Origin of the sequence: Halalkaliarchaeum desulfuricum (assembly GCF_002952775.1) — an archaeon.
Classification (GTDB): Archaea; Halobacteriota; Halobacteria; order Halobacteriales; family Haloferacaceae; genus Halalkaliarchaeum; species Halalkaliarchaeum desulfuricum.
The window spans coordinates 207,578-230,060 of the sequence record NZ_CP025066.1 but is presented as its reverse complement, the minus strand read 5'-3'; the positions used below and the strand labels follow the sequence as shown (position 1 = coordinate 230,060).

Annotated in this window: 27 protein-coding genes; 7 read left to right on the top strand and 20 right to left on the bottom strand. The window is 65.0% G+C overall.

Going from position 1 to position 22,483, the window contains the following annotated elements; translation table 11 throughout:
• The first annotated feature begins 71 nt into the window (after window positions 1-71).
• The gene (locus AArcSl_RS01165) at window positions 72-353 is read left to right on the top strand and encodes an aspartate 1-decarboxylase (protein WP_119813916.1); all 282 of its coding nucleotides are present in this window, start codon (window positions 72-74) and stop codon (window positions 351-353) included.
• Between the two features lie 24 nt (window positions 354-377).
• On the opposite strand, the gene AArcSl_RS01160 is transcribed toward AArcSl_RS01165, so the two are convergent.
• From AArcSl_RS01160 to AArcSl_RS01100, 13 genes are all read right to left on the bottom strand, one after another.
• Window positions 378-2,891 carry a DEAD/DEAH box helicase gene (locus tag AArcSl_RS01160; RefSeq protein WP_119813914.1) on the bottom strand — a complete coding sequence of 838 codons (2,514 nt, stop codon included), beginning with the start codon at window positions 2,889-2,891 and terminating at the stop codon, window positions 378-380.
• 62 nt (window positions 2,892-2,953) lie between these two features.
• Entirely contained in the window at window positions 2,954-3,151 is a 198-nt protein-coding gene (locus AArcSl_RS01155; protein ID WP_119813912.1) for a hypothetical protein, read from the bottom strand.
• A 77-nt stretch (window positions 3,152-3,228) separates the two neighbouring features.
• Window positions 3,229-4,365: a CBS domain-containing protein gene (locus AArcSl_RS01150; protein ID WP_119813910.1), complete on the bottom strand. Its 1,137-nt coding sequence runs from the start codon at window positions 4,363-4,365 to the stop codon at window positions 3,229-3,231.
• Between the two features lie 87 nt (window positions 4,366-4,452).
• On the bottom strand, window positions 4,453-4,728 hold the full coding sequence (locus AArcSl_RS01145; protein WP_119813908.1) for a zinc ribbon domain-containing protein: 276 nt from the start codon (window positions 4,726-4,728) through the stop codon (window positions 4,453-4,455).
• Window positions 4,729-4,799: 71 nt separating this feature from the next.
• Window positions 4,800-5,936, bottom strand: a complete 1,137-nt coding sequence (locus AArcSl_RS01140; protein ID WP_119813906.1) for an RNA 3'-terminal phosphate cyclase — start codon at window positions 5,934-5,936, stop codon at window positions 4,800-4,802.
• 69 nt (window positions 5,937-6,005) lie between these two features.
• Window positions 6,006-6,644: a GTP-dependent dephospho-CoA kinase family protein gene (locus tag AArcSl_RS01135; protein WP_394337311.1), complete on the bottom strand. Its 639-nt coding sequence runs from the start codon at window positions 6,642-6,644 to the stop codon at window positions 6,006-6,008.
• Window positions 6,645-6,842 (bottom strand): transcription elongation factor subunit Spt4, encoded by a 198-nt coding sequence (gene spt4 / locus AArcSl_RS01130; RefSeq protein WP_119813904.1) that lies wholly within the window; start codon window positions 6,840-6,842, stop codon window positions 6,645-6,647. It abuts the gene before it with no gap.
• Window positions 6,843-7,427, bottom strand: coding sequence for a DNA-directed RNA polymerase (locus tag AArcSl_RS01125; protein WP_119813902.1), 585 nt, complete (start codon window positions 7,425-7,427; stop codon window positions 6,843-6,845). It abuts the gene before it with no gap.
• A gap of 176 nt (window positions 7,428-7,603) precedes the next feature.
• Entirely contained in the window at window positions 7,604-7,966 is a 363-nt protein-coding gene (locus tag AArcSl_RS01120; protein WP_119821638.1) for a PIN domain-containing protein, read from the bottom strand.
• 33 nt (window positions 7,967-7,999) lie between these two features.
• Complete coding sequence (locus AArcSl_RS01115) at window positions 8,000-9,235, bottom strand: translation initiation factor IF-2 subunit gamma (RefSeq protein ID WP_119813900.1); 1,236 nt, start codon at window positions 9,233-9,235, stop codon at window positions 8,000-8,002.
• Between the two features lie 106 nt (window positions 9,236-9,341).
• Window positions 9,342-10,754, bottom strand: a complete 1,413-nt coding sequence (locus AArcSl_RS01110; RefSeq protein ID WP_119813898.1) for a serpin family protein — start codon at window positions 10,752-10,754, stop codon at window positions 9,342-9,344.
• 94 nt (window positions 10,755-10,848) lie between these two features.
• Complete coding sequence (locus tag AArcSl_RS01105) at window positions 10,849-11,265, bottom strand: DUF5809 family protein (protein ID WP_119813896.1); 417 nt, start codon at window positions 11,263-11,265, stop codon at window positions 10,849-10,851.
• A 38-nt stretch (window positions 11,266-11,303) separates the two neighbouring features.
• Entirely contained in the window at window positions 11,304-11,717 is a 414-nt protein-coding gene (locus tag AArcSl_RS01100) for a DUF5810 domain-containing protein (protein ID WP_119813894.1), read from the bottom strand.
• Window positions 11,718-11,803: 86 nt separating this feature from the next.
• Between AArcSl_RS01100 and AArcSl_RS01095 the strand changes: the two genes are divergently transcribed.
• Window positions 11,804-12,124 carry an MTH1187 family thiamine-binding protein gene (locus AArcSl_RS01095; RefSeq protein ID WP_119821636.1) on the top strand — a complete coding sequence of 107 codons (321 nt, stop codon included), beginning with the start codon at window positions 11,804-11,806 and terminating at the stop codon, window positions 12,122-12,124.
• A 153-nt stretch (window positions 12,125-12,277) separates the two neighbouring features.
• On the opposite strand, the gene AArcSl_RS01090 is transcribed toward AArcSl_RS01095, so the two are convergent.
• The gene (locus AArcSl_RS01090; RefSeq protein WP_119813892.1) at window positions 12,278-12,706 is read right to left on the bottom strand and encodes a DUF5518 domain-containing protein; all 429 of its coding nucleotides are present in this window, start codon (window positions 12,704-12,706) and stop codon (window positions 12,278-12,280) included.
• Window positions 12,707-12,820: 114 nt separating this feature from the next.
• Window positions 12,821-14,746 carry a beta-CASP ribonuclease aCPSF1 gene (locus AArcSl_RS01085; protein WP_119813890.1) on the bottom strand — a complete coding sequence of 642 codons (1,926 nt, stop codon included), beginning with the start codon at window positions 14,744-14,746 and terminating at the stop codon, window positions 12,821-12,823.
• A 259-nt stretch (window positions 14,747-15,005) separates the two neighbouring features.
• Here AArcSl_RS01085 and AArcSl_RS01080 point away from each other — a divergent pair, with 259 nt between their 5' ends.
• Window positions 15,006-15,590 (top strand): hypothetical protein, encoded by a 585-nt coding sequence (locus AArcSl_RS01080; RefSeq protein WP_119813888.1) that lies wholly within the window; start codon window positions 15,006-15,008, stop codon window positions 15,588-15,590.
• 58 nt (window positions 15,591-15,648) lie between these two features.
• Entirely contained in the window at window positions 15,649-15,915 is a 267-nt protein-coding gene (locus AArcSl_RS01075) for an HAH_0734 family protein (protein ID WP_119813886.1), read from the top strand.
• A 48-nt stretch (window positions 15,916-15,963) separates the two neighbouring features.
• Here AArcSl_RS01075 and AArcSl_RS01070 read toward each other — a convergent pair whose 3' ends face one another.
• Entirely contained in the window at window positions 15,964-17,031 is a 1,068-nt protein-coding gene (locus tag AArcSl_RS01070; protein WP_119813884.1) for a phosphoribosylaminoimidazolesuccinocarboxamide synthase, read from the bottom strand.
• A 170-nt stretch (window positions 17,032-17,201) separates the two neighbouring features.
• Between AArcSl_RS01070 and AArcSl_RS01065 the strand changes: the two genes are divergently transcribed.
• A complete protein-coding gene (locus AArcSl_RS01065) occupies window positions 17,202-18,449 on the top strand; it encodes an ornithine cyclodeaminase (protein WP_119813882.1) in 1,248 nt (415 codons plus the stop codon).
• Window positions 18,450-18,471: 22 nt separating this feature from the next.
• On the opposite strand, the gene AArcSl_RS01060 is transcribed toward AArcSl_RS01065, so the two are convergent.
• On the bottom strand, window positions 18,472-18,867 hold the full coding sequence (locus AArcSl_RS01060; RefSeq protein ID WP_119813880.1) for a universal stress protein: 396 nt from the start codon (window positions 18,865-18,867) through the stop codon (window positions 18,472-18,474).
• Between the two features lie 131 nt (window positions 18,868-18,998).
• Here AArcSl_RS01060 and AArcSl_RS01055 point away from each other — a divergent pair, with 131 nt between their 5' ends.
• The gene (locus AArcSl_RS01055; protein WP_119813878.1) at window positions 18,999-20,015 is read left to right on the top strand and encodes a DUF7490 domain-containing protein; all 1,017 of its coding nucleotides are present in this window, start codon (window positions 18,999-19,001) and stop codon (window positions 20,013-20,015) included.
• Window positions 20,016-20,051: 36 nt separating this feature from the next.
• Window positions 20,052-20,390, top strand: a complete 339-nt coding sequence (locus AArcSl_RS01050) for a hypothetical protein (RefSeq protein WP_119813876.1) — start codon at window positions 20,052-20,054, stop codon at window positions 20,388-20,390.
• Window positions 20,391-20,433: 43 nt separating this feature from the next.
• On the opposite strand, the gene AArcSl_RS01045 is transcribed toward AArcSl_RS01050, so the two are convergent.
• The 3 genes from AArcSl_RS01045 to AArcSl_RS01035 all read right to left on the bottom strand — a co-directional run bounded on the left by AArcSl_RS01045 (window position 20,434) and on the right by AArcSl_RS01035 (window position 22,393).
• Window positions 20,434-20,988 carry a metal-dependent hydrolase gene (locus tag AArcSl_RS01045; protein WP_245883322.1) on the bottom strand — a complete coding sequence of 185 codons (555 nt, stop codon included), beginning with the start codon at window positions 20,986-20,988 and terminating at the stop codon, window positions 20,434-20,436.
• The gene (locus AArcSl_RS01040) at window positions 20,988-21,203 is read right to left on the bottom strand and encodes a hypothetical protein (RefSeq protein WP_119813872.1); all 216 of its coding nucleotides are present in this window, start codon (window positions 21,201-21,203) and stop codon (window positions 20,988-20,990) included. Before AArcSl_RS01040 ends, AArcSl_RS01045 begins: the two co-directional genes overlap by 1 nt.
• A gap of 89 nt (window positions 21,204-21,292) precedes the next feature.
• Window positions 21,293-22,393 (bottom strand): DUF2891 domain-containing protein, encoded by a 1,101-nt coding sequence (locus tag AArcSl_RS01035; RefSeq protein ID WP_119813870.1) that lies wholly within the window; start codon window positions 22,391-22,393, stop codon window positions 21,293-21,295.
• Window positions 22,394-22,483 lie beyond the last annotated feature (90 nt).

Below are 22,483 nucleotides of genomic sequence, written 5' to 3'. Positions count from 1 at the left end.
GCGGGATAAATATGATCGAGACGCTCAAAGCGAATTAGCCGGGATTAAGCCGATTTGCTCCGACAGCTCGGATGGATCCGCGAACTGCTTTCTGGTGGGGAACCGGTTCGAAACTCGAGGCGGCCGACATCGCAGTACACGAGAAGGTTCAGGTGGTGAACGTCGACAACGGCGAGCGGTTCGAGACGTATGCGATTCCCGGCGACTACGTCGATATCTGTCTCAACGGCGCGGCCGCCCGGCTGGCTGCGGTCGGCGATCGGCTCATCATTATGGCATACGGCGGGTTCGACGACGAGATCCTCGAGCCGACGGTCGTCAGGCTCGACGATAACAACGAACCGATCGAGTAGTCAGGTTCGACGGTCCCGGGCGGATCACCGGACGTACTCGCTCGCGACGACCTCCCGAATCCGGTCTGCGGTGACCTCGCCGATGCCGTCGATTTCGAGGAGGTCCTCTTTCTCTGCGGTCATCACGGCCTCGACGCTGCCGAACGCCTCCAGCAGACCTCTGGCAGTGATCGGCCCGATGTCGGCGATCGCGGAGACGACGTACTCCTGCTGTTCGGGGAGCGTTTTGCTCCCCTTCTCGCCGTGGACGCTCACAGCGCGGTCGCGTTCTTCCTGTTCTCGCCTGGCGATCGTCTCCAGCATGTTCGCCGTCCCTTCGGTCCCGTCGGTCCGGAGCACGCTCACGTCGAAGTCGATCGCCAGGCTCGCGAGCGCCCCCCGGATCGCGTTCGGATGGACGTTCCGTGCGCCGTACAGGTCGGTCTCGCCCTCGAGGATCAACACCGGTCGCGAGTAGTTGCGGGCCAGGTCGCCGGCCTGTTCGAACAGCGATCGGTCGCCGCCCGTCAGCGTGTCGAGGAAGTCGTCGACGGACTTCCGCTCGACTGCGACCCGGTCCGACAGCACGTAGTCGCCGACCGACAGCGTCTCCAGCCGGGTGTAGATCCCCTCGCGGGTGGAGAGCTCCCGGGCGATGTGGGAGTCGAGTTCGCGCTGGTCGATGACGATTTCGGCCCCCTCCTCGCTCTCGGCAGTCGCGACGATCCCTTCCTCGTCACTCTGGTCGTCACTGTTGTCCTCGCTGGGACTACCGCCTTCACCGTCGCTGTCGCCTTCGCCGGGTTCATTTTCGTCGCTGTCGTCGTCGCTACCGTCCCCCGTCGTCTCCGATCCGGTCGCGAAATCGGAGAGTCCCGGCTGTCCGTCCCTCCGGCCGTCGTCGGCGCCCTCGCTGCCGTCGTCGGCGCCCTCGCTGCCGTCGTCTCCGCCCTCGCTGCCGTCGTCTCCGCCCATGCCGCTGTCGTCGATGCTTTCTCCGGGGAGTTCCTGCTGTATCTCGTCTGCCGACTGCTTGAGCTCCCGGAGTTCCGACTCCATCCGCTGTTCTCGCCGCCGGGCGATCCAGAAGAACGCCTCGTCGCGGGTGTCCTTCGCCATGAGCACGACGACGCGCCCGGCCGCCTGCCGTCCGGTTCGCCCCTTCCGCTGGATCGACCGGATCGCGGTCGGAACCGGCTCGAAGAACAACACCAGGTCCACCTCCGGCACGTCCAGCCCCTCCTCGGCGACCGACGTCGAGACGAGAACCTCGAACTCCCCGTTCCGGAACGCCGAAAGCGTCTCAGCCTGTTGTTTCTGCGTCATTCCGTCGGAGCCCTCCTTGTCCCCCTGGCCGACGAACCGGTGGACGTCGAAATGTTCCCCGAGGAACGCCGAAAGCGCCTCCGCGGTGTCGCGTGACTCGGTGAACACGATAACACGCTCGCCGCCGCCGATGCCCAGGGTCTCGGCCAACAGAATGCGCGTCCGGGAGAACTTCGGGTGGGTGCCGTCGAACGACTCCGCCTTCCGCATCGCCTCTCTGACTTTCGGCTCCGAGACCAGTCGCTGGCTCGCCTTCGAGGCGCCCGACGAGCGGGCGGCCTGACGCTGGCGCTCGAAGTACCGACACAGGGCGTCGACGCTTTGCGTCTCGACGAGTTCGACCGCCCGCCGGAGTTTCATCACCTCCGCGTGCGTGGAGATTCCCTTGTAGCCGGCCGACTGGTCTTCGTCCATCATCTTCTGGAGCTTGCCCCGCATCCGGTTGAGCTGCTTCTGTGAGAGGTCCGGCGAGGTCGTGTTCGTCACGCCGAGTGACTTCAATTTCTCCAGTCGGTCTTCGATCACCTCGTTGAGCGCGTCCCGGATCTCGATCACTGTTTCCGGCAGTTCCACTTCGATCCACTCGACGTCCGTGTCGTGGGTGTACTCGTCGACGTCGGCGTCCTCTTCGGTCATCACCGCGACGTTGCCCACGCCGAGGTTCTCACAGACGGTCCGGATCTCCTCGCCGTCGCCGCCGGGGGAGGCCGACATCGCGGTGACCAGGGGATCGTCGGCGTCGGCGTGGTAGCGGTCGGCGATGTACACGTACGAGTAGTCGCCGGTTCCCCGGTGGCACTCGTCGAAGGTGAGGTGGGTGACGTCCGCGAGGTCGATCCGGTTGCCGACGAGGTCGTTTTCGATGACCTGCGGCGTTGCGATCACGATCCGAGCGCGCTCGAACAGCTCGCCGCGGTCGTCGGGGCTGACCTCGCCGGTGAACACCACGATCTCGTCGTCGGGGATCGAAAGCGCCTGCCGGTAGAACTCGGCGTGCTGTGTCACCAGCGGCTTCGTCGGCGCGAGAAACAGCGCCGTCCCGCCGCAGTCGTGGAGTCGCTCGGCCGTCACGAGCAGGCTCACCGTCGTCTTGCCGAGCCCGGTCGGTAGACAGACCAGCGTGTGTTCGGTCCGTGCCTGCGCGGCCAGTTCGAGCTGGTAGCCGCGGCGCTCGACGAGCCCGGGGGCCAAAAGCGGATGATCCACGTACGCGACGTCTTCGGTGGCCGCCATCGTCGGGTCTATGGCGGCATCCTCGAAAAGGGTTCCCCAAGCGCGGCGGAAGTGAACGGCGGCTACCTCGAACGTCTGTGCAGTCCGCGACCGTCACCCCGCGGTTGCCGGCTTCCCTCTCCGCCGTCGCCGTCCTCGCCGCCCGCGTGGCCCTCCGGGAACGCCGATAGTGTGGGACGTTCGAGCGCTCGTTCCGGCAGTTCCTCGTCGACGAGATCGGCCCATTCGGCGAGCCGTAACCGGCGCGAACGCTGATTCATGGTCGTTTTGTACCATTCGGTCAGTCGTAAAAACCGTTGCGCCGATTCTATCCGAGTGAAAGTGCCGGGGAAGAAACCTACAGATCACCGAGCTTCCGCAGGAGTTGTCCGCGGTACTCCTCGTCTGCCTTGAATCCCTTCATCTCGAGGACGTTGCGCTCGAGTTTGTCGAGTGCGACGTGGAAGGCGTGTTCGGAACCGTACCCTTCGCCGGAGCCGGCGACCTGCCCCTCGCTCGTCCGGAGTCGAATCTGACACTGGAGCAACGGAGTGCCACGGAGCTTCTCTTTGTGTTCGTGGAACCGAACGTGGGCGTGGTGGACGGCCATGTCCTGGTACTTGTCGGAGACGGATTCGATAGACTCGACGATGTGTTCCCGGGAGATCGTGTCCAGAAGCGCGATGTTGGTGATCTGGACGTCCATCGACTCCTCCTCGGTGAACGTGAGCGCCCGGAGGACGTCCGTCTTCGTCACGACGCCGTCGACGGCCTCACCGTCGTCGCTGACGACCAGGCCCGCGATGTCGTTTTCGAACATTCGCTCGACGGCCGCCTTCACCGTCTCCTCTGGCGTGGCCGTCAACACGGGGTTCGACATCAGATCGAAGACGGGGATGTCGAGCATCCGGTCGGTGTCGCCCGACCGGTCGTGACGGCCCAGACGGTTCTCCCCCCGGATCACGAACTCGACGATGTCGTGGGTCGTGATCACGCCGGTCAGCCGACCGTTCTCGTTGAGCACGGGGAGCCTAGAGATGCCGTTCTCCCGCAGCCGATTGATCGCCTGCCCGACGTGGCCCTCCTCGGTGATGGTGACGACATCTTTCGTGTAGATCTGCTCCACGGTGATCGCGTCCAGGTTGTCGAGCACGGCCTCGAGGATTCCGTCCTCCGTGACGATCCCGTAGAGCTTCTCGCCCTCGTACACGGGCGCAATCTTGACGTTCCCCTCGACGAGGATCCGCGCGACCTCCCGAATGTGCTCGGTTCGCTTCACCCGTGGGGCGTTTTTCATCACGACGGACGCCTTCGTGTCGTCCTCGATGCGCGACTTTATGAGGTCCCGTTCGCCGATGACGCCCGCGTACTCGCCGTCCTCGGTGACGACGATTCCTTTCGGGTTCTTTTCTTCGAAGATAGACCGAACTTTCCCGAGTCGAGTGGAGGTGTCGACCTCGACGTACTCCTCGACAGCAATATCAGTGATATTCATAGCGGTATTCGGCGGTTAGATGCGGGTGGTCTTGAAAGTTGGTTCCTGTCGGCCTGGACTATGGGTTCACGTTGCCTGTCCGACCTGTCAGCCCGGGAAATCGTCCGTCTCGTTTGTTTCCCTCGTTTTCTCTCCAGATCCCGGCGCCGACGAGCTCTCCGCACCCAGCGGGGAGAGGAAATCGACGGGCGCAGGCTCCGGTTCGGGATCCATCCCGCGGGCTGTGAGTCGAGTCACGAGCGCGTCGTCCCGGAGCCACTCGAGGAACCGAAGCAAACAGAGAAACAGCACCGTCGGTCCGAACACGGCTACTGCCGCGGTCAGTAGTCTGAACCCGAGCGCGAGCGAAGACAGATCCGACACGTCCGATCGTACGTTCCGTGGTGACTATTGTGTATCGGTCCCGGTAGGCACAGTAGCTACCGAGGGCGCGCTCACCACCGGTCGGGTGAGTTTCCGGTTGCGGACACGTCGACCGTCCCGTCGTCCCGTTCGGTCCATTCGACGGCGGCCCCGAACTGTTCGAGCAGTTTCAGGTGTGTCTCGAGATGTTCCGAGAGCCGCGGTGCCCGGAACCGCCCGCCTGCGACGGCAAGGAACGGGAGCAGTTGGTCGGCGAGATGCACGTCGACAGTTGCCCCGGCGTCGATCGGCTCCCGGAGGGCGTCGACGGCGTCGCCTGCAACCCGTTCGGCGGGAACCCCGGGTTCCCCGAGCGCGCTGGCGCCGAACCGGCACGTGGGCTCGAACCCGGCTTCGATCTCCGCCGACGATTCCCCGGTCCCGGACGATTCCCCGGTCCCGGACGATTCCCCGGTCTCGGGTGCGTGTTCTGTGACGAGAACGACCACCGCCCCCGTGGAGTCGCTGTCGACGTACGTCACGGTGCGTTCGAGCACGGTCCAGTCGTCGCCGATCCGTTCGATGGCAGTGTCCGCGAGACGCTCTGCGACGTCCGCCTCTGTGAGGTCCTCGGACGCGGTCGAAAGCGCTCTGAGCCCGCGCCGTTCGCCCGACTCGTCCAGAGAAAGGGGTGTGAGCTTCGATGGACCGATCAAAAGCGTCACCTCGCCGCCCCCGACCGGATAGAATCCGCGTCTACCGACGTCGACGGACGCGAGCACTCCCGCCTCCCGGAGGAGCGGTAGCTTCACCCGGCGCAGGTACGAAAGCGGCGGCGACCACTTCACGTCCGTTCCGCCGGTTACCTGCAACCGTACCGGTCCCGGCGTCACGAGCGAAAGCGGCAACACCGCGTCGACCACGAGTGGGACGCTGCCGGCGGTCTCGATGTCGACCGCGTATCGCCCCGGCTGCACCTCGCTCGGGTGGAACGAGACGGTCCGACTCCCCCGTTCGACGCCGTCGGTTTCCGCGTTCGCAATCGACGACAGTGCTTCGGCTGCGGCGACGTGCTGTGGCTTCAACCCCGGGTTCTCGCGTGCCCCCCGAACGTCCCGTATCTCGACGTCCCGGCCGGTCAGCACCGAAAACGACAGCGCCGACCGGAAGTACTGCCCGCCACCGACACTTCCGTCCAGCGTGAGCTCCGGTTGGTTTGAATCGTCCATACGAAACTCGCGTTCCGGCACCGACAAAGCCGTATCGACGGGCGAACAGAATTCTGTCGGTGGAACGTTTCAGGATCGCTTCGGTTCGAGGACTCGAAACGCGGCCTCGCTGTCGCCGTCGAACTTGGTGAGCAACTCGCGAACCTCGCGTTTCACTGCGTCGGTGACGGCGACGTGAACCATTCCTTCCCCGGGCTGTCCGTACACGACGCTCGATCCGACGGGGACCGCCAGCACGGCGGGAAGCGCCGCGAGATCCTCCTCGCCGTCGACGCGAACGACTGTCGGTTCCTGCGAGGAGAGGCCCTCACGGAGCGCCACGAGCAGCTCGTGGCGCAAAACCGCGGCGGGGTTTTCGACGGTTTTCCCGACGCAGTCGTCTGTCGCGTCTTCGATCGTCTCGAGTACGGATTCGGGCGCGCTTTCCCGTTCGGTTCGCCCGTCGACGACCGCGAGGTCGGGACGTCGACCGGTGTCCAGGAGGTGGGCGGTGACGACGTCGCCGACCGCGACCAGTTTCGGGGTCCGGCTGTTGGAACTGTCTCCGTGCTCGGCGGCGAACTCGTCGATCGCAGAAAGCAACTCGTTCGCATCGGTGTAAATCGCTCCGAGCGGGTCTTTCAACTCCGTTCGAAGTTCGTCCGGGAGACACAACAAGGTCGGATCGTCGGCACCACCGTCGGACGCGAGATCGGCCACGACGGACACCTACCGGACTTTCAGGGCGTAACTGCCGGGTTCAGTGACGTTCATCTCGTCTGCGATCTCGCTTTGTTCCGGGTGGGTGACGACGACGTAGCCGGCCCAGTCTTCCGTCAGCGACGAGGACCCACACAGCTTGCAGCTCTGTGCGTCACCGTGGTTGACGAAGTGACACTCCCGGCACGCGAGGCGATCGGACGCCATCTATTCGCCCCCCGCCGAGGCTTCGCCCTCCTGCTCGCGCCGACGGCGAGCCTTCTCGAGCCATTCGTGTTTGCCCAGTCCGGGCTGTTTCGCCGTCAGGCCGATCTTCGAGTCGCGGGGGTTCCGCTCGTCGATGCTCTTCGTGACGATCCGGACCCGAACGGGGTCGTCGACCCCGAGCGACTGGTCCGACTCGCTGGAGGCGAGCTGCTGGTTGGCGCCGTCGTAGGCGAGATACTCGTCGGAGATCTGCGAGACGTGCAACAGCCCGTCGACCGGGCCGATGCCGACGAAGGCGCCGAACTCGACGACCTCGACGACGGTGCCGTCGACGACCTCCTGCATCTCCGGATCGAAGGTGATGGCGTCGAACTCCGCCTCGTAGTACACTCCCGGACGGTTCGGCAGCACGGCGCCGTCGCCGATGTCGTGCACCTCGACGACGCTCACGACGCTCCCGACGTCCTCGTCCATTCGTCCCTCGAGCTTCTCCTGCAACAGGGCCTTCACCCGCTGGGGGGTGACGTCCGCCAGATGTTTCGGCGGAACCTCGACCGTGTCCTTGAGTCGTACGCGTTTGTACATGGATCAGATACCTCGCATTCCTGTGACGTTCGTCATCTCGTACCGTTCGTCTCCCTGTGACTGTCTTCCTGTAGGGTTGCTGTCTCGTCGCCGCCGTATAACCTCCCTGGTTTTCCCGGGTCGCTCCCGGCAGTTCCGATTCCGGGGACGCCGAACCGCGGCCGCCGGACGCGGGCTCACGGCTCCGTTATCGCCAGTGTGTTCCGACCCCTTAAACCGATTACTGGAACGTTCGCCTCCAGCAGCCGGTCCCGCAGGGGGAGATCGTTTGTCACCGCGTACGCGTCCTCGGCGACTGCAAGCTCCAGGACGGCGTCGTCGGCGTAGCCGGCGTCGGTCTCGCGAACCTCGCACCGTCTCGAGAGGTCCAGGCCGACGCTGGCGGCGGTCGCCTCCTCGCCGGCGCCCGCCGAAAGCGACTCCAGTTCCTCGACGACCGGACGGGGCGCGAGCGGATCGACCTCCCCGAGGAGCCGGTCGAGTTCCTCGAACACGCGGACGCCACACTCCACCGGCATCATCAGGGCGCTCGTGTCCATCACGACGGTGGCCACGGTATCTCACGCTCACGTTCACTCGAGCGTCCCGACGCCGATGAGCCGCCACCGCGCGCCGACGCGCCGGTTGATCGCGATCTTGGCGCCGGCCTCGGCGCAGACGGGACGCTTGAGGTTCACCTCACACTCCCCGTCGCGTGCGCTCGTCACCGCGCCGACGGTCGTGGCGGTGCCGACGGTGAGCATGAGCGGTTCGCCCGTGGAGATCTCCTCGACGTTGCCGTCACCGTCGCCGTCTCCGACGACGCGATCGAGCAGTTCGACCTCCATCTCGAACGACTCGCGGGTCGGCGGGAGCGTTCCGGGTTCGCCGGCGACCTGTCCGGCGAGCGCGTCGCCTTTGGTGAGGCTCGGATCCAGCCCGGTGCCGACGCCGAGAAGTCCACCCGGCGACGCCTCCTCGACGGGGGAGCCGCCGGCCTGTAGTGACCGCACCGTCGTCTCGAGGGATCGCCACTCGGTTTGCCCACCCTCTTCGACCTGGCGGCCGGGACGGAGTTCCAGTTCGTCACCGACCGAGAGTGTCCCGTGGACGAGGGAGCCACCGACGACGCCGCCGACCAGGTCCTCGTGGGTCGCGCCCGGTCGGTTGATGTCGAACGATCGGGCCGCGAACATCCGCGATGCGCGGTCCGAGTTCCGTTCAGGCGTGGGAATTTCCTCCTCGATCGACTGGATGAGCAGGTCCATGTTCACGTTCTGCTGGGCGCTCACCGGGATGATCGGCGATCCTTCCGCTACCGTTCCTTCGATGAACTCCTGGATTTGTTCGTAGTGGTCGACTGCGCGGTCGCGGTCCACGAGGTCGATCTTGTTCTGGGCGACGACGATGTTGTCGATGCCGATGATGTCCAGCGCCATCAGGTGCTCTTCGGTCTGCGCCTGGGGGACGTCCTCGGTGGCGCTGACCACCAGCACCGCGCCGTCCATGATCGCGGCGCCCGCCAGCATCGTCGCCATCAGCGTCTCGTGGCCCGGCGCGTCGACGAACGACACCGTCCGCAGCGGCTCGCTTTCCTCCCCGTCGGGGCATTCCTCTTCGACTGTGTATCGTTCCGGATCTTCCATCCCCGGGCACTCGCGGAACGTCGCGTCCGCGTACCCGAGCCGTATGGAGATGCCGCGTTTCATCTCCTCGGAGTGCTGGTCGGTCCACGACCCCGACAGCGCCTGTACGAGCGTCGTCTTGCCGTGGTCGACGTGACCGACCAGTCCGATGTTCACCTCCGGTTGTTTGTGGTTTCGTGTCACCGTGTACCTCCTGGAGTAATCTTGTGCGTGATTCGCTCTCTGCGAGTGATAAAGTTGCTGTTATGGATCTCCGAGCGGGCAACGGAAACGGATCGCCGCCGGGAGTTCACTCCGCGGTCGGATCGCCGACGCGACCGAAAAACAGCAGCGCGTCTGTGGGCCGATCGCGGATCAGAAACAGGAACGGCCTGTCTGCGACGAATTCGAAGGGATCAGCCGGCGCCGAATCAGCGGAAACGACGACGGCGGTGGCGGCGGCCGCCTCGGTCCCCTCCTCGTCGACGGCGACGTAGCTGTCGTGGTACACGTCGTCGACGAAGAGGTTCTCGCCTCCGGCAGCGGGGTCGTCGGGATCGTACATCCCGGTGAGGTCGGCCTCATTGCGGTCGAACGCCTCGACCATCCCGAGCTCCTCGAGGGCGGGGCGCAACTGGAAGCCGGATTCGAACTCGAACCGCGGGAGTTCGACTCGCCCCTCCCGTTGCTCCAGTTCCTCGATGACTGCGGCGAGGTCGTCGCCGTCGAAGTTGTCGGCGACCGACTCGAACGCCCCGTCTTCGGGGAGAACGACTAGCATTGAGACCTCGTCGCCGACGTACGGAAGTTCGACCCCCGCGACGTCGCCTCCGGACAGTTCGGCCTCTCCGTACGGAACAGAAATCTCCGAGTGCCGCATCATCGGAACGTCGACCGACTCCCCGTCGAGTGTGGTAAACTGCGCGGTCTCTGTCGCCTGTTCCTCGAACGGCTCGGCCCAGTTGGCCTGGAAGTAGATGGCGTTGGTCAACACGAGCCGGGTGAGTTCGTCAAGCGCGCCTCCCGGGAGGAGCTCGTCGATTCGGTCTTCGGTCCGTCCGGCCACCCACTCGTTTATGTCCTCGCGGGCGGATTCCGCATCGCTCACGTAATCGACCTCTCGAAGTCCCGCGCCGTAGTATGTCTCGAGCAACTCCAGATACTCATCGCGGAACGGGTAGCCTTCCTGGCCCCAGACGGCGTTGACAATCGACAGTTCGAAGGGAACGGGATCGTCCTCCTCGTCGTACGCTGACGGGAGGTCCTCCGGATCGATCGCTTCGCCCCGTTCGTTCAGCCGGGAGAGCAGTTCGGCGATCGCGCCGTGGAGCGCTTCGTTCGGGGCGCCGTTTCCATCGTCGTTTTCTCCGTTGTCGTTCCCGACGTCGCCGAGATCGTATCGCAGCGCCGCGCGCATCTGTTCGCGCGTTTCTCCTCTCGCCCCTGCGTACGTCATCGCGAGCGCCGTCGACACCGACAGCGGGGAGGCAAACAGGTTGGGATCCCCGTCCTCGTCGGCAGCGCTGGCGAGTCGGCCGAACAGGTCGAAGGTGAACCCGTTGGCGTTTCGAATCGTCGCCGCGAGCGTCTCGTCGTCGACATCGGGGAGCGGTCCGGCGGGGGTCATCGACCCGCCGTTGTCGCCTGGGCCGTCGCCGACACAGCCGGCGACCCCGCCGACGGCGAGGGCGGCCGACACGGCGAGTAGGCGTCGTCGGTTCATGTTTTTATGTTCGGTCCGTCTACTTGAAGCCCTTCTGTAGGCACAAAGGGCCGTTTGACACATCCCGTTGGCTGGCAGTTTGCCCGCGGTGTCGCTACAACCGATCCCGGTATATCTCGCCGAACGCCTGCCGCCTAACCGTCGCGATCGCGGCCTCCCGGGCGTCCTGAAACGTCGCCGCAACGATCTCTTCTGTGAACGGCGCGGCGTGCCAGACCACCCGATCGACGTTCTCCCCGCCGACGACCCGGCTGTCGTAGGATGGTCGATCCGCACACCACTCCTCGAACTCCTCGCGGCTCCCGACCCGGACGGAAAGCAACGACGCGAACAGCGCGTCGCGGGCGGTCTCGACGACCTCGCTCGTCACGCGGGACTCGTACTCGGCGCTGTCGAACGCCATTGCGCTTGCGGTCTCGCGGACGACGACTTTCGCCGCCGGGCCGGCCTCCCTGTAGGCCTCCCGTGCCTCCTCGATCGTCTCGGGTTCGTACACTCCCGTCGTCTCCATGGGTCCTTCTCGGGACGGGGGTTCAAAAGGCTCGTCGGTCACTCGTGGGTGTCGCTGTCGCCGTTTCCGCCCGCGTCGCCGTCATCTTCCTCTTCCTTTTTCTCTTCTTCGTCGTCCATCATCGCTCGAGTGAGCGCCTGCGCCTCCTGCAGGACGGAGGCCGCCTCGTCGTCGAATCCGCCACCCCTGCCCGCCGGCGTCCGTCGGTCGTGGGCCGGAATTGACTCCCCGTGGGAGTGTGCGTGATCCACGTCCGGGACGTCGGCCTCGGGCGCGTCCTCGACGACGGTTTCGGCCAGTTCTTCGGGCCCGCAGTTCTCCCAGCCTGGGGCGTGCTCATCCAGCCACGTCTCGTGTTCGTCGCCGTGAAGCATCGCCGTAAACGCCAGGTGATGTGCGAGGTGTTCGCCGTCGGGCTGTTTGACCACACAGACTGGACACGCGTATCCCATTGTCCGTGTGGAGGTCGCCGACGCGGAAAACGGTTTTCCGCGCTGCCGGCGGCACGGTTATGATTCGGGCGGACGAACCCGAATACATGACAGTCATCGCCCTTTTGAGTGTCGCACCGGTGACCGAGGAGAGCATGTCCGGCGAGGTGGCGAAGGCGGTCGCCGCCCTCGAGGAGTTCGACGTGAGCTACGAGACGAACCCGATGGGGACGGTGATCGAGGCCGACGACGTCGACACCCTCCTTGCGGCCGTCGGCGCGGCTCACAAGGCCGTCGACGGGGACCGGGTGAGCACCGTCCTCAAGATCGACGACAAACGGACGCGGGACCAGCGCGCGAGCGAAAAGGTCGAGGCAGTCGAACGGGAACTCGGCCGCCCGGCGAAGCGCGAGCGAACGTCCGAGTAAGGCAGAATGGAAGGTGGTGGTGATCCTAATCCTCGTGACAGATTGACTGTGAGGGAGTCAACTACGGTCCAATACAGTGATTGGTCCAGTACTCAGTGTAGTATCAGAAGAACTGTATCAGAAGAACTTGGCGACGTGTTCTCGCGGTCGTGGCTACTGCGAGAACACCTCGGTTTCCTGGATGTAACCGCCGATCAAACCCCCCAACACGCTCAGCCCCACGACGTACACGACTGCGAACGCGGTCGTTCCGGCAACGACGATCACGGGTGACAGCGCCAGATCGGGCCCCGGGAGGGTGACTGCCGGCGACAGCGCCAGATACACGCCGACCAGGACGTACGGAAGCGAGGCGACGATCCCCGCGACCGTCCCGGCGCCGGCTCCGAGCCGACCGGCGCCGCGGTCCAGGTAGCCGGCCACGCCGCCCCCCAGGACCGTCGAAAGCGGCAGGAACGACAACAGCACGGCCACGGCGCCCCCGACGAGACCGTTTCGGAGGAGTCCGAGTCGTGCGTTCGGCCCCGACTTCGATTGACTGTTCGATTCACGGTTCTCCGTTGGATGGGTTGACACACTCATTGGTTGCTACCCATCACGACCCAGGCGTCGCTCGTCGGTAGGAATTGCTCCCAACGAGATGGGTCTGTTTTTAAGGCACCTGCGCAGGGCGGTGAAGAGAACCCCTCGCCTCGATCACTTGAACCGGAACGTCTCGAGGTTCTTCGGTGCGAACGTCCGCATGTTGTACTCGTGATACAGCGCCGAGGAGAGGTCCTGGACGGAACGCTCGTCGCCGTGGACGCAAAGCACCTTCTCGGGGCGGGGATTCATCGTTCGGACGAAGTTCTCGAGCCCCTGTCTGTCGGCGTGACCGGAGAAGCCGTCGACCGTCTCGACGTCCATCTCCAACTGGAGCGTCTCCGCGCGGCCATGGTTGCCGCGGTCGTTGATCGGGATCTCGTCCCAGCCGTTCTGGATCCGTCGGCCGAGGGTCCCCTGGGCCTGGTAGCCGACGAACACGAGTCGCGACTCCGGGTCGGTTCCGACATGGCGGAGCCAGGACATGATCGGGCCGCCGGTGACCATCCCCGACGTCGAGAGAATGATGCAGGGACCGCCGTCGGCGACCTCCTGTCGTTCGTCCTCCCCGCCGTCGATGTGGTTGAACTCCTCGGCGAGGAACGGGTTCTCGTCGTCGTGGAAGATTCGGTTCTGGAGATCGTCACGCAGGTATTCGGGGTAGGTGGTGTGGATCGCCGTCGCCTCCCAGATCATCCCGTCGAGATGGACAGGCATCTCCTCGATTTCCCCGTTGCGCATCGCCTTCTCTAAAACGAGCATGATCTCCTGTGATCGCCCGACAGCGAACGCCGGGATCAGAACCTTCCCACCCTCGTCGGTCGTCCGGTTGATTACGTCGATTAGCTTGCGCTCGGAGTCCTCCTGGTCGGTCTGGTAGTCGTTTCGTCCGCCGTACGTCGACTCGAGGACCAGCGTCTCGACTCGGGGGAAGTCGTTGACCGCGCCGTTGAAAAGGCGGGTGTCATCGTAGTGGATGTCCCCGGAGAAGGCGACGTTGTACAGCCCGTCGCCGATGTGGAAGTGCGACACTGCGGAACCGAGGATGTGACCCGCGTTGTGGAGCGTGAGCTTCACGTCGGGGGCGATGTCGGTGACGTCGCCGTACTCCAGCGGGATGGTGTGTTTGATCGCCTCCCGGACCATCTCCGACTGATACGGCGGCGTCCGGCCCTCCTTCGTGGCGACGTCGAGGTAGTCGAGCTGCAGCAGCCCCATCAGGTCCCGCGTCGGCTCCGTGCAGTAGATCGGACCGTCGTAACCGTACTTAAACAGCAGCGGGATCAGCGCCGAGTGATCGAGGTGAGCGTGGGTGAGCACGACTGCGTCGATGTTGGTCGCGCCGGCTCCCAGCGCCTCGGGCACCTGGAGGTACGGAACTTCCCCCTCCGCGCCGGGCTTGTCGCCACAGTCGATGAGGATCCGCGTCTCCGCCGTCGAGAGGATGAACGCGGCGCGTCCGACCTCCCGACAGCAGCCGAGCGTGCTGATCCGGACCCACTGCTCGTCGGCCATCTCCTCGCGGTGGATCTGTCTGCCCACCCGTTCGAGGATGTCTCTGCGCTCCTCGCGCTCCTGTTTCAGGAAGTTTCGGACGTTCGACACCGTCGCCGACTCGATCGGCGGCGTCCTGACGACCTCCGGGGTCCAGCCGACTTCCTGGGTGATCTCTCGCAGCGTCGACCCGTGTCGACCGATCACCATCCCCGGCTTTTCAGCCTCGATCACGACCTCGCCGGTGTCGGCGTGAAAATCGAGATCCGTCACGCCGGCGTCGTCCGGAATGACGTTCTGGATGGCGGCTTCCGCCTCCTCCGGCGGCGTCAACACGTTGGGGTCGGGACGGACGGTGATCCGCTTTCGGAGTTTCGACGCGAGCCGCCGAACGAGGTCGCCGTCCTGCGCGAACTCCTTGGGATGTTGGGTGTATACGACGACCTCCGGCCCCTCGTACTTGACGTCGGAAACGTGGATGTCCGGCGGTACTTCCTGTTCGATCTCGTCTCGTATCTGCTCGAGTTGTTTGTCGACTGCGCTCATAGCTCGAAGAGTTCCCCTGCCGCGGCCGACCGCCGGACGTCACTACTCGATAGGACTGTCGCCGGGACGGTCGAGCCACGTGGGTACATAGTGGTAGTCTATCCGGGTTCGTATCCGGGACTGCAGTGCGGGAACAGTGCAGGAAAACCCGCTCGTACAATGATACACCCCGATTATTATAAAAGCCTTCGCAAAGCTTCGATTCGCGGCGGCCAACGTTCGGCCTGCAACTTAAGAGAACAGCGATCGATCCGAGCGTATGCGAATAACGCCCGACACTGTCGTCAGCGAACGCGACTGGATCCGCGAGCGCGCACCGATCGTCGTCCCACTCATAAACGACACTCGCACTGCGCTCGGGGAACTGTTCGAGACCGACGTCGGTGCGGTGGATCACGAGCAGTACCGCCGCGAGGTCGAGGTGGTGTTCGCCGACGGCGATCGCGCGGTGAACGTCGCCGGCTACGTCCGTCTCCTCCGGGATCTCGACGTCGAAGGCGACTATCCGGGGTTCGTCGTCGACGAGGTTCTCGGCCGAAACCTGGCGTCCACGATCGCTGGCGGACAGCCCCTCGCGCTGCTGGCGGAGGCGACGTTTCACTATGCGGACTCGCACGTCCACTACGCGGAACTGGATGCCGACGACGGACGACCCGCTCCGTCCTCCGGGAACGACACCGCGGGATTCGACGACCCCCAGGACGACACCGCGGGATTCGACGACCCCCAGGACGACACCGCGGGACTCGACGATCTCGACGCGGCGCTCGCGGCGGGGTTTCAGACCCGGCTTCCCGGTTGGGAGTGGCGCGAGGGGGCCTCGCCGTTTGCGGTCGACTGCTGAGTGCGATCGAGGGCAGATCTTCGAAGACTTCAAGCCCGGGCCTACAGAATCAGGAGGTATGCAACACCTCATCGTTCGCGGGGATCCGGGGATCCGCAAGGACGCCGTAATCGAGTTCGAGGGTGAGGAAGTCGTCTGTTTCACCGTCAAACGCCAGGGCGACTGGCACGGTCCCGACGAGGTACAGCTGTGGTGTACGATCGGCACGGAGGACGAACGGGAGTCGTTCGAGAAGCGGGAGTACGTCCCCACCTGGCTCGACGTGGACACGATCGACGCCGAGGACCTGACGGTCATCGAGGCGAAAGGCGAACTGGCAGTGTAGGCGGCTCCAGACGGTGACGTCCGTCACGAGCGCGTTCGCTGTCGAGTGCTACAGCCGTCGGACGGTTTCGACGACGTCACCGATCGGGGGTGCGTCGAACCACTCGCGCCCGGTGTACGCGTTCGCACCGGCCGTATACAGGTTCGAAACCACCTCGAGGACGTTCGCCGGAAGCGACGTCGGTTCGACCGAACAGAGCTGCCGCCAGTCGGCGATCTCCCGTTGTGCGACCTCCCGCTTTGCGGCCGCGACGGCGTCGACCCACTCGGGCTGTTCCCGCTTGTACCACTGTCGGATGACCTCCTTCGAGAGCTCCTGTCCGCCGTAGGAGAACCTGTTTTCGTCGAACGTCCCGACGACGTCCGCCACGCGAAGCGTGCCGTCGTGGTACATGACCTCTATTTTCCCGTCCTCGTGGACGAATCCCGCCCCAGTCGCCTGTTCCGTGACGATATCGTTCACTTCGCGGGCGAGCACCTCGAGATCGTCGACGTCGGCCTTCCCTGCGATCTCGTCTGCCTCGCCCCGGTCGAGATACCGGTCCTGCTCCTCGTACTTGGTGGAAAACTCGACCACAGGCTCGGGAAGTTCGACCGTCTCGTCGGGCCAGGAGTCGAAGTCCAATCCGAGATTGCCGGGGTCGGTCCGGGATCGGAGGCTCGATCCGACGGGGACGGTGTTGCGGAACACGACCTCCAGCGGGACGAGGTAGTTGTCGCCCGCCTCGGCGTGGTACGCGTCGTAGCCGTACGACTCGCCGTCGTACGGCAGGTCGGGAACCTGCGTGAGTTCGATCGCCATCTCGCGTGGCGGTTCGGCCCCGCCGACCGTGACCGTCTCGGCGGCGGCCGAAAGCGATGTCGCCTCGGCATTTCCGGCTGCTTCGTCGCCCGTGGCAGGCACGACCCCCCGATAGTGGGTCGGAATCCCCTCGGTTTCGAGCCGCTCGAAGTTGTCTGCACCCATCACACAGAGGCTCGCCCCCTTGTTCGGAATCGGATCCGGCATCTGCCCCCAGTCGAACACCGAGTACGCGTCGGTGAAGTAAAACCGGCCGCGGCCCGCGTCAGTCGCAGTCGGCTCGGTTTCGATCCGGAACTCCTTCACGCTCGTCATGTGGGTGTACGCGGGGCCCTTCCGTATCAATGTGTCCCAATCATCCCACTTTGGTGCCGTTATATCGGTAGCTATCTGGGGGTTATATCCACAATAGTGGATATCGACAGAATTGAGCAAACATCGGTCGTGTCGCAACCCACATACCGACGGACGCCGTTCGCCCGTGCATGACCTACTCGCGCACAGTCGAACTGGAGGGGCACATCATCGACTCCGGGACAATGCAGCAGTGTTTCGCTGCGATCATGGAGCTCGGAGGGACCTTCGAGGTCGAGCAGTTCGATGTCGGAACGCGGAAAGACGAAACCTCCTACTGCCGGATGGTCGTCACCGCCGAGGAGGAGCCGACTCTGCAGTCGATCATCCACGAGCTCCACCAGAACGGGGCGATGCTCACGAATCCGCGGGACGCGACACTCGAGGCGGCGCCGGCCGACCAGGTGGTCCCGCCCGGGTTCTACTCCACCACGAACCATCCGACTGCGGTGCGATACAACGGAGAATGGCTCGAGGTCGAACGGGTGGAGATGGACTGTGCGATCGTCGTCGACCCTGGGGGCGAGGAAGGGACGGCCGAACCGCGGGCGTACACGAAGGTTCTGAACGCGATCGAGGAGGACGACCTGGTCGTCGTCGGGGAGACGGGGATCCGCGTTCGCCCGCCGGAGCGACCCCGAGACGCCTCGGGCCCGTTCGGGTTCATGCAGGGCGGCGTCTCGGCGGAACGTCCCTCGGAGTCGACGATCCGGGAGGTCGCAGAGGAGATCGAGGCCACCCACGAGTCTGGGGGGAACGTACTCGTGGTCGTCGGACCTGCAGTGATCCACGCGGGCGCGGGAGAAGACCTCGCGCGGCTCGTCCGGGCGGGGTTCGTCGACGCCTTGTCGGCAGGGAACGGCTTTGCGACACACGACATCGAGCGCAACCTGTACGGGACGTCTTTGGGGGTCGACGTCGACACGCTCGAACATCCACGGAAGGGACACAAACACCACATCTACACCATAAGCGAGGTGATCAGGCACGGCGGCATCGCCGAGGCGGTCGAGGCGGGCGTGATTACGGACGGGGTGATGTACGAGTGCGTCGAAAACGACGTGCCGTACGTGCTGGCGGGATCGATCCGTGACGACGGACCCTTGCCCGACACGATCACCGACGCGGTCGAAGCACAGGACGCCATCCGGGAACAGGCACACGAGGCGGACCTCGTGTTGATGCTGTCGACGCTTCTCCACTCGGTTGCCGTCGGGAACTGTCTCCCGTCGACGACGAAGACCGTCTGTGTCGACATCAACCCCGCGACGGTGACGCAGTTGCTCGATCGCGGCTCCTCGCAGGCCATCGGAATGGTCACCGACATCGGAACGTTCGTGCCGACGCTCGCTGAGTTCCTCATCGAGGAGACACCGTAGTTCGGACGCGCCGGCGACCGGCTTATTCCCGCGGGACGACCACGACCGGCCGGTCCGTATTCAAAAGCAGCTTCTGTGCGACGCTGCCGAACAGCGCCTTCCCGGCCGGGGATCGGTCACGAACCCCGATGACGAGCTCGTCGGCGTCGATCTCCTCGGCGAACCTGAGGACGTCCGTCGCCGGAGGGTTGCCGCGAACGAACTGGTGGGTTTCGACGGTTGCGAGCGTTCCCAGCCGGGAGGAGACGACGTTCAGCGCCTCCTCGCCGTCCCGGACATCCTCGGCGCTGGTGTCGTCGCCTCCGCGCTGTGAGTTCACCGCGTGGACGGTGTCGCCCGCCTCGAGGCGGTCGTCGAGATAATCACACAGCGTCGAGCTCACGTGAACCCCATTCGTCGCCAGAACGAACGTCGTCATACGAGTGCGTGTGTTGCCGGAGCATATAATCGGTCCGGGAGTCGGCAGGTGTCGCTTTTGGGAGGGGAGAGGAAGAGCGGATATTTTTCCGGCACAAAAGACTTACCCCTCGGTCGTAAATTCCTCCGCGCATGAACCGCGAAGCCCTCCTCGCGGCGGCCGCGCTCGGTCTGCTCGTGGTCGTCGCGATCGCCGCCCTCGCCGGACCGGGCGTGCTCGCGGATCCGGGCGTCGAGGATCCCGTAGAGCCCGGCCACGTCGGAATCGCCGAGGTGGCCGTCTCTCCGGCAGAAGTGACCGGCGAAACCGTCCAGCTCCAGCTATCGACTGCGCTCGCCCACCGCGGTAACGCCGCGGACAACGTGACCGTCCGTCACCGCGCCTACGACGCCGATTCCGGGCTCCTCGCCGCAGAGGAGACCGTCGACGTGGGCGAGGTCGACGTCGACGGCGAACAGTCGGTCGACGCGACGCTTTCGGTCCCTCGTGAGGGTGGCTACCGCCTCGAGACGACCGTGTTCCGGGGAACCGAACGGCTCGACACCTCGACGACGACGATCCGCGGGGTCGAAGCGCTCGAACCGCCGTACGAACGAACCACCGTCTCCTTTGCCGACCGGCCGGTCCTGCCGTCGCTGTCGGTCGGCGTCGAGGACGCGGCCGACGGGACGGCAACGCTGCGGATCTCCGCGCTGGTCGCCAACGGCGGGGACGACCCCGTCGACGACGTCGAACTCCGGATCGTGCTCCGCCAGGCCGACTCGAACGTCGTCGCCGACGAGACAGTCGAACCGGTCGGCGAACTGCGACCCGGCCGGACACACTCCGTCGACGCGACCGTCGAGGTCCCCGACGGCTACAACTACTACGTCGACGCCGCGCTGGTTCGCGACGACGTCATCATCGACGAGACGCGCGAGGCGGCGAACCTCGACCCCCAGGAGACGCTCGACGTGGACGAAACGCGCGAGGAGATCGAGTTCGAGATCGAGGAGTTCGCAGAGGAGGCGGACGAACCCCGCCCCGAAGCGACGCCCGCCCCCCGGGACGCAGAGGAGGAAACCCCCGGGTTCGGACCTGTCGCTGCCCTCGTCGCGGTGATCGCGCTCGCGCTGCTGTTGGCTCGCTCGCGCCGGACGGAACGGTAACTGACCCCGATACAGACACAAGCGGAACTCCCCACGATGACCGATCCCAACTCCCCCGCAGACGAACCGAAGGGCGAACAGCCACTCGACGAACAGCCGGACGAATCGAGTACGACCACGAACCGGCTCCGCCGCTACCTCGACAGGGCGTTGCTCGTGGCGTTCCTGCTGCTCGCTGCGGTCGCCGCGCTCCAGTTTTACTTCCAGGTCGGCGCCGCGATCGAAGTGTGGATCGCCGAGCCCTACGAGCCGGTCGTGAAGGCCGGATTCAACCTCGCAGTGTTGCTGTTCGCGGCTGCCGGCCTCTCCTATCAGCTCCGGCGAGTCGACTCGATCCGGCCGGGCACGGATCCGGCCGACCCGGCCGGCGAGTGAGTGTCGACGAACGAGCGCCGACGAACGAGCGCCGACGGCAACGTCACTCCAGATACGGGCCGACGTACCGGGGAACCCGGCGTCGGATCACAGCGTACACGACGCCGACGAAGAGGGCACCCACGAGGAGTTCCCGTATCGGCGTCCCGTACAGCAGTAGGCCGGGGGCTGCAACCCCCGCAGACAGCGCCAGATCCTCCGGAGACCCGTCGTATCTGATCCACCGCTTCGGTTCCAGCCACCGACCGATGACGTGAACGTACACGCCCTCCCTCGACGTTCCCTCCCACGGTTTGAGCTCGTCTCCGGCACCGAACCAGTCGAGCACGGAGTGGACGGCCGCCGAGAGGAAGAACACCGCAACCGCGACTGTCGCAGGCGAGGGGAAAAACGCGGCGATACCCGAAGCGGGAACGGCAACGATCCAGTAGAGGACGGGGAAGTGGAGTGTTTTCCGGTGTTTCCCCGTGAACAGATCAAGGTCCGGAAAGACCCCCCCGGCGATCCCCGCGAGCGCGCCGACGACCGCGAGTTCCGGAGCGACCGCGAGGAGTGGCAACGCGAGCGACGCGCCGACGGCGACGTGAGTTGGGGCCATCACGGTCGGATCGACCTCCCGGATGTCGCCGTTTTGTCGTCGTCACTGTCCGGTTCGAGTATCGGAGCCCCGACGACTCTCGGCCCCAGCGTCGGACCGTTTGGCGGATCGTCGTGGGTCTTCGCGAGAACGTTCTCGAACGATTGGTCGGTCTCGGGGACGTGATCGAACACCACAGCCCCCGCCATCGACCGGCCGGCGTCCGAGCGAGTCATACAACTGGATGATCGCCCGACGGATAAAAACGCGACGGCATCGGCCCCGGTTGCGAACTCCTGTTGTGAAACCCGCGGCGGGGAGGACGTCAATCCGGGGCGATTCCGCCGTCGTTTCTGGTGAGCAGATACAGCACGAACGACGAAAGCCAGTGTGAGCCCGCGTAGTCGTCCGTGAACGCGGCCTCGAGGCCAGCATTCGCGTGTCTCTTCGCGCTCTCGGAGAACGGTTCCACGTACCGGTGTCCTCCGCTGGCGTCCAGCGTCGACGCGATCCCGGCCAGACACCACGCCTTCGAAACGTTCAGCCCGACCAGATGGAGCGCGAGTTCCTCGTCGGGGTCGGAGTTCACCTGAACCGGTTCGAGTATCGCATCGAACGGCGCTTCGGTCACGTCGGGGAAAAACTCCTCCAGCCACGCTGCGAACGGTTCGGGGTCGTACACCCGGCGCATCAGATCCGCTTCCGTCAGTGCAGGGGAGATGAAATCCCACCCGAGCGGTTCGTATTCGACGGGATACTCGCGGTCGTCCCCGAAGAACTCCCGTGTGGTCTCCACCGTCGTCGACTCCAGCGAGCGATCGGAGACCACGGTCGCGTAATCCAGCACGGCCGCCAGCGCGAATGCGGTGTTGCCGTGGGTTCCGACCCTGAAGGGTCGATCCCGTAAGGGTCGATCCCGTGTGAGCAACTCAGAACGGACGAGGTCTCGGATCGTCTCCTCCAGCGGTTCGAGGGTAGCGCGCCACTCGTCCGCCGGCTCTTCTTCCCACAAGTGGAGTTCGGCGGCGAGCCTGAGGAGCCACGCCCAACCGTACGGCTTCTCGAACGACGGGTTCTCCTCGAAGTGGTCGACCTCCCGCCGAACGTTCTCCGGGGTGAGACGCCCGTCTATGCTCTCGAGGATCTGCGACTCCCCGGGATGGTCGTCGAACAGCCGTAGCTGGCGGATCAGCGCCCAGTGGCTGTGGACCGCCGAGTGCCAGTCGTAACAGCCGAAGAACACCGGATGACGCTCCCGAGGGCGGACGACACCGTCCGGGGAGTCGATCGAGCGAACGTAGTGGGGGAACTCCGTGTCGACGCACTCCAGTGGGTGAAAAGCCAGACGCTCCGCCAGATCCGGCGTGAACCAGTCGCTTTCCCCACGGAGTATCAGGCTCTCGTCGACTGTGTCGAACGGATTCATTGTCACCGGATTTTCTCGGTCACCATAAGTATTTCATGCGAGTTTGTCAATCTCACACGTGATCGCCGTCGCAGGCTGTTCTGGGAACAT

What these genes read in the sequence shown, in the direction of transcription:
- AArcSl_RS01165 (WP_119813916.1), top strand. Translation starts at nt 72, where the DNA reads ATGGATCCGCGAACTGCTTTCTGGTGGGGAACCGGTTCGAAACTCGAG.
- AArcSl_RS01160 (WP_119813914.1), bottom strand. Translation starts at nt 2,891, where the DNA reads ATGGCGGCCACCGAAGACGTCGCGTACGTGGATCATCCGCTTTTGGCC.
- AArcSl_RS01155 (WP_119813912.1), bottom strand. Translation starts at nt 3,151, where the DNA reads ATGAATCAGCGTTCGCGCCGGTTACGGCTCGCCGAATGGGCCGATCTC.
- AArcSl_RS01150 (WP_119813910.1), bottom strand. Translation starts at nt 4,365, where the DNA reads ATGAATATCACTGATATTGCTGTCGAGGAGTACGTCGAGGTCGACACC.
- AArcSl_RS01140 (WP_119813906.1), bottom strand. Translation starts at nt 5,936, where the DNA reads ATGGACGATTCAAACCAACCGGAGCTCACGCTGGACGGAAGTGTCGGT.
- spt4 (WP_119813904.1), bottom strand. Translation starts at nt 6,842, where the DNA reads ATGGCGTCCGATCGCCTCGCGTGCCGGGAGTGTCACTTCGTCAACCAC.
- AArcSl_RS01125 (WP_119813902.1), bottom strand. Translation starts at nt 7,427, where the DNA reads ATGTACAAACGCGTACGACTCAAGGACACGGTCGAGGTTCCGCCGAAA.
- AArcSl_RS01120 (WP_119821638.1), bottom strand. Translation starts at nt 7,966, where the DNA reads ATGGACACGAGCGCCCTGATGATGCCGGTGGAGTGTGGCGTCCGCGTG.
- AArcSl_RS01110 (WP_119813898.1), bottom strand. Translation starts at nt 10,754, where the DNA reads ATGAACCGACGACGCCTACTCGCCGTGTCGGCCGCCCTCGCCGTCGGC.
- AArcSl_RS01105 (WP_119813896.1), bottom strand. Translation starts at nt 11,265, where the DNA reads ATGGAGACGACGGGAGTGTACGAACCCGAGACGATCGAGGAGGCACGG.
- AArcSl_RS01100 (WP_119813894.1), bottom strand. Translation starts at nt 11,717, where the DNA reads ATGGGATACGCGTGTCCAGTCTGTGTGGTCAAACAGCCCGACGGCGAA.
- AArcSl_RS01095 (WP_119821636.1), top strand. Translation starts at nt 11,804, where the DNA reads ATGACAGTCATCGCCCTTTTGAGTGTCGCACCGGTGACCGAGGAGAGC.
- AArcSl_RS01090 (WP_119813892.1), bottom strand. Translation starts at nt 12,706, where the DNA reads ATGAGTGTGTCAACCCATCCAACGGAGAACCGTGAATCGAACAGTCAA.
- AArcSl_RS01085 (WP_119813890.1), bottom strand. Translation starts at nt 14,746, where the DNA reads ATGAGCGCAGTCGACAAACAACTCGAGCAGATACGAGACGAGATCGAA.
- AArcSl_RS01080 (WP_119813888.1), top strand. Translation starts at nt 15,006, where the DNA reads ATGCGAATAACGCCCGACACTGTCGTCAGCGAACGCGACTGGATCCGC.
- AArcSl_RS01075 (WP_119813886.1), top strand. Translation starts at nt 15,649, where the DNA reads ATGCAACACCTCATCGTTCGCGGGGATCCGGGGATCCGCAAGGACGCC.
- AArcSl_RS01070 (WP_119813884.1), bottom strand. Translation starts at nt 17,031, where the DNA reads ATGACGAGCGTGAAGGAGTTCCGGATCGAAACCGAGCCGACTGCGACT.
- AArcSl_RS01065 (WP_119813882.1), top strand. Translation starts at nt 17,202, where the DNA reads ATGACCTACTCGCGCACAGTCGAACTGGAGGGGCACATCATCGACTCC.
- AArcSl_RS01060 (WP_119813880.1), bottom strand. Translation starts at nt 18,867, where the DNA reads ATGACGACGTTCGTTCTGGCGACGAATGGGGTTCACGTGAGCTCGACG.
- AArcSl_RS01055 (WP_119813878.1), top strand. Translation starts at nt 18,999, where the DNA reads ATGAACCGCGAAGCCCTCCTCGCGGCGGCCGCGCTCGGTCTGCTCGTG.
- AArcSl_RS01050 (WP_119813876.1), top strand. Translation starts at nt 20,052, where the DNA reads ATGACCGATCCCAACTCCCCCGCAGACGAACCGAAGGGCGAACAGCCA.
- AArcSl_RS01045 (WP_245883322.1), bottom strand. Translation starts at nt 20,988, where the DNA reads ATGGCCCCAACTCACGTCGCCGTCGGCGCGTCGCTCGCGTTGCCACTC.
- AArcSl_RS01040 (WP_119813872.1), bottom strand. Translation starts at nt 21,203, where the DNA reads ATGACTCGCTCGGACGCCGGCCGGTCGATGGCGGGGGCTGTGGTGTTC.
- AArcSl_RS01035 (WP_119813870.1), bottom strand. Translation starts at nt 22,393, where the DNA reads ATGAATCCGTTCGACACAGTCGACGAGAGCCTGATACTCCGTGGGGAA.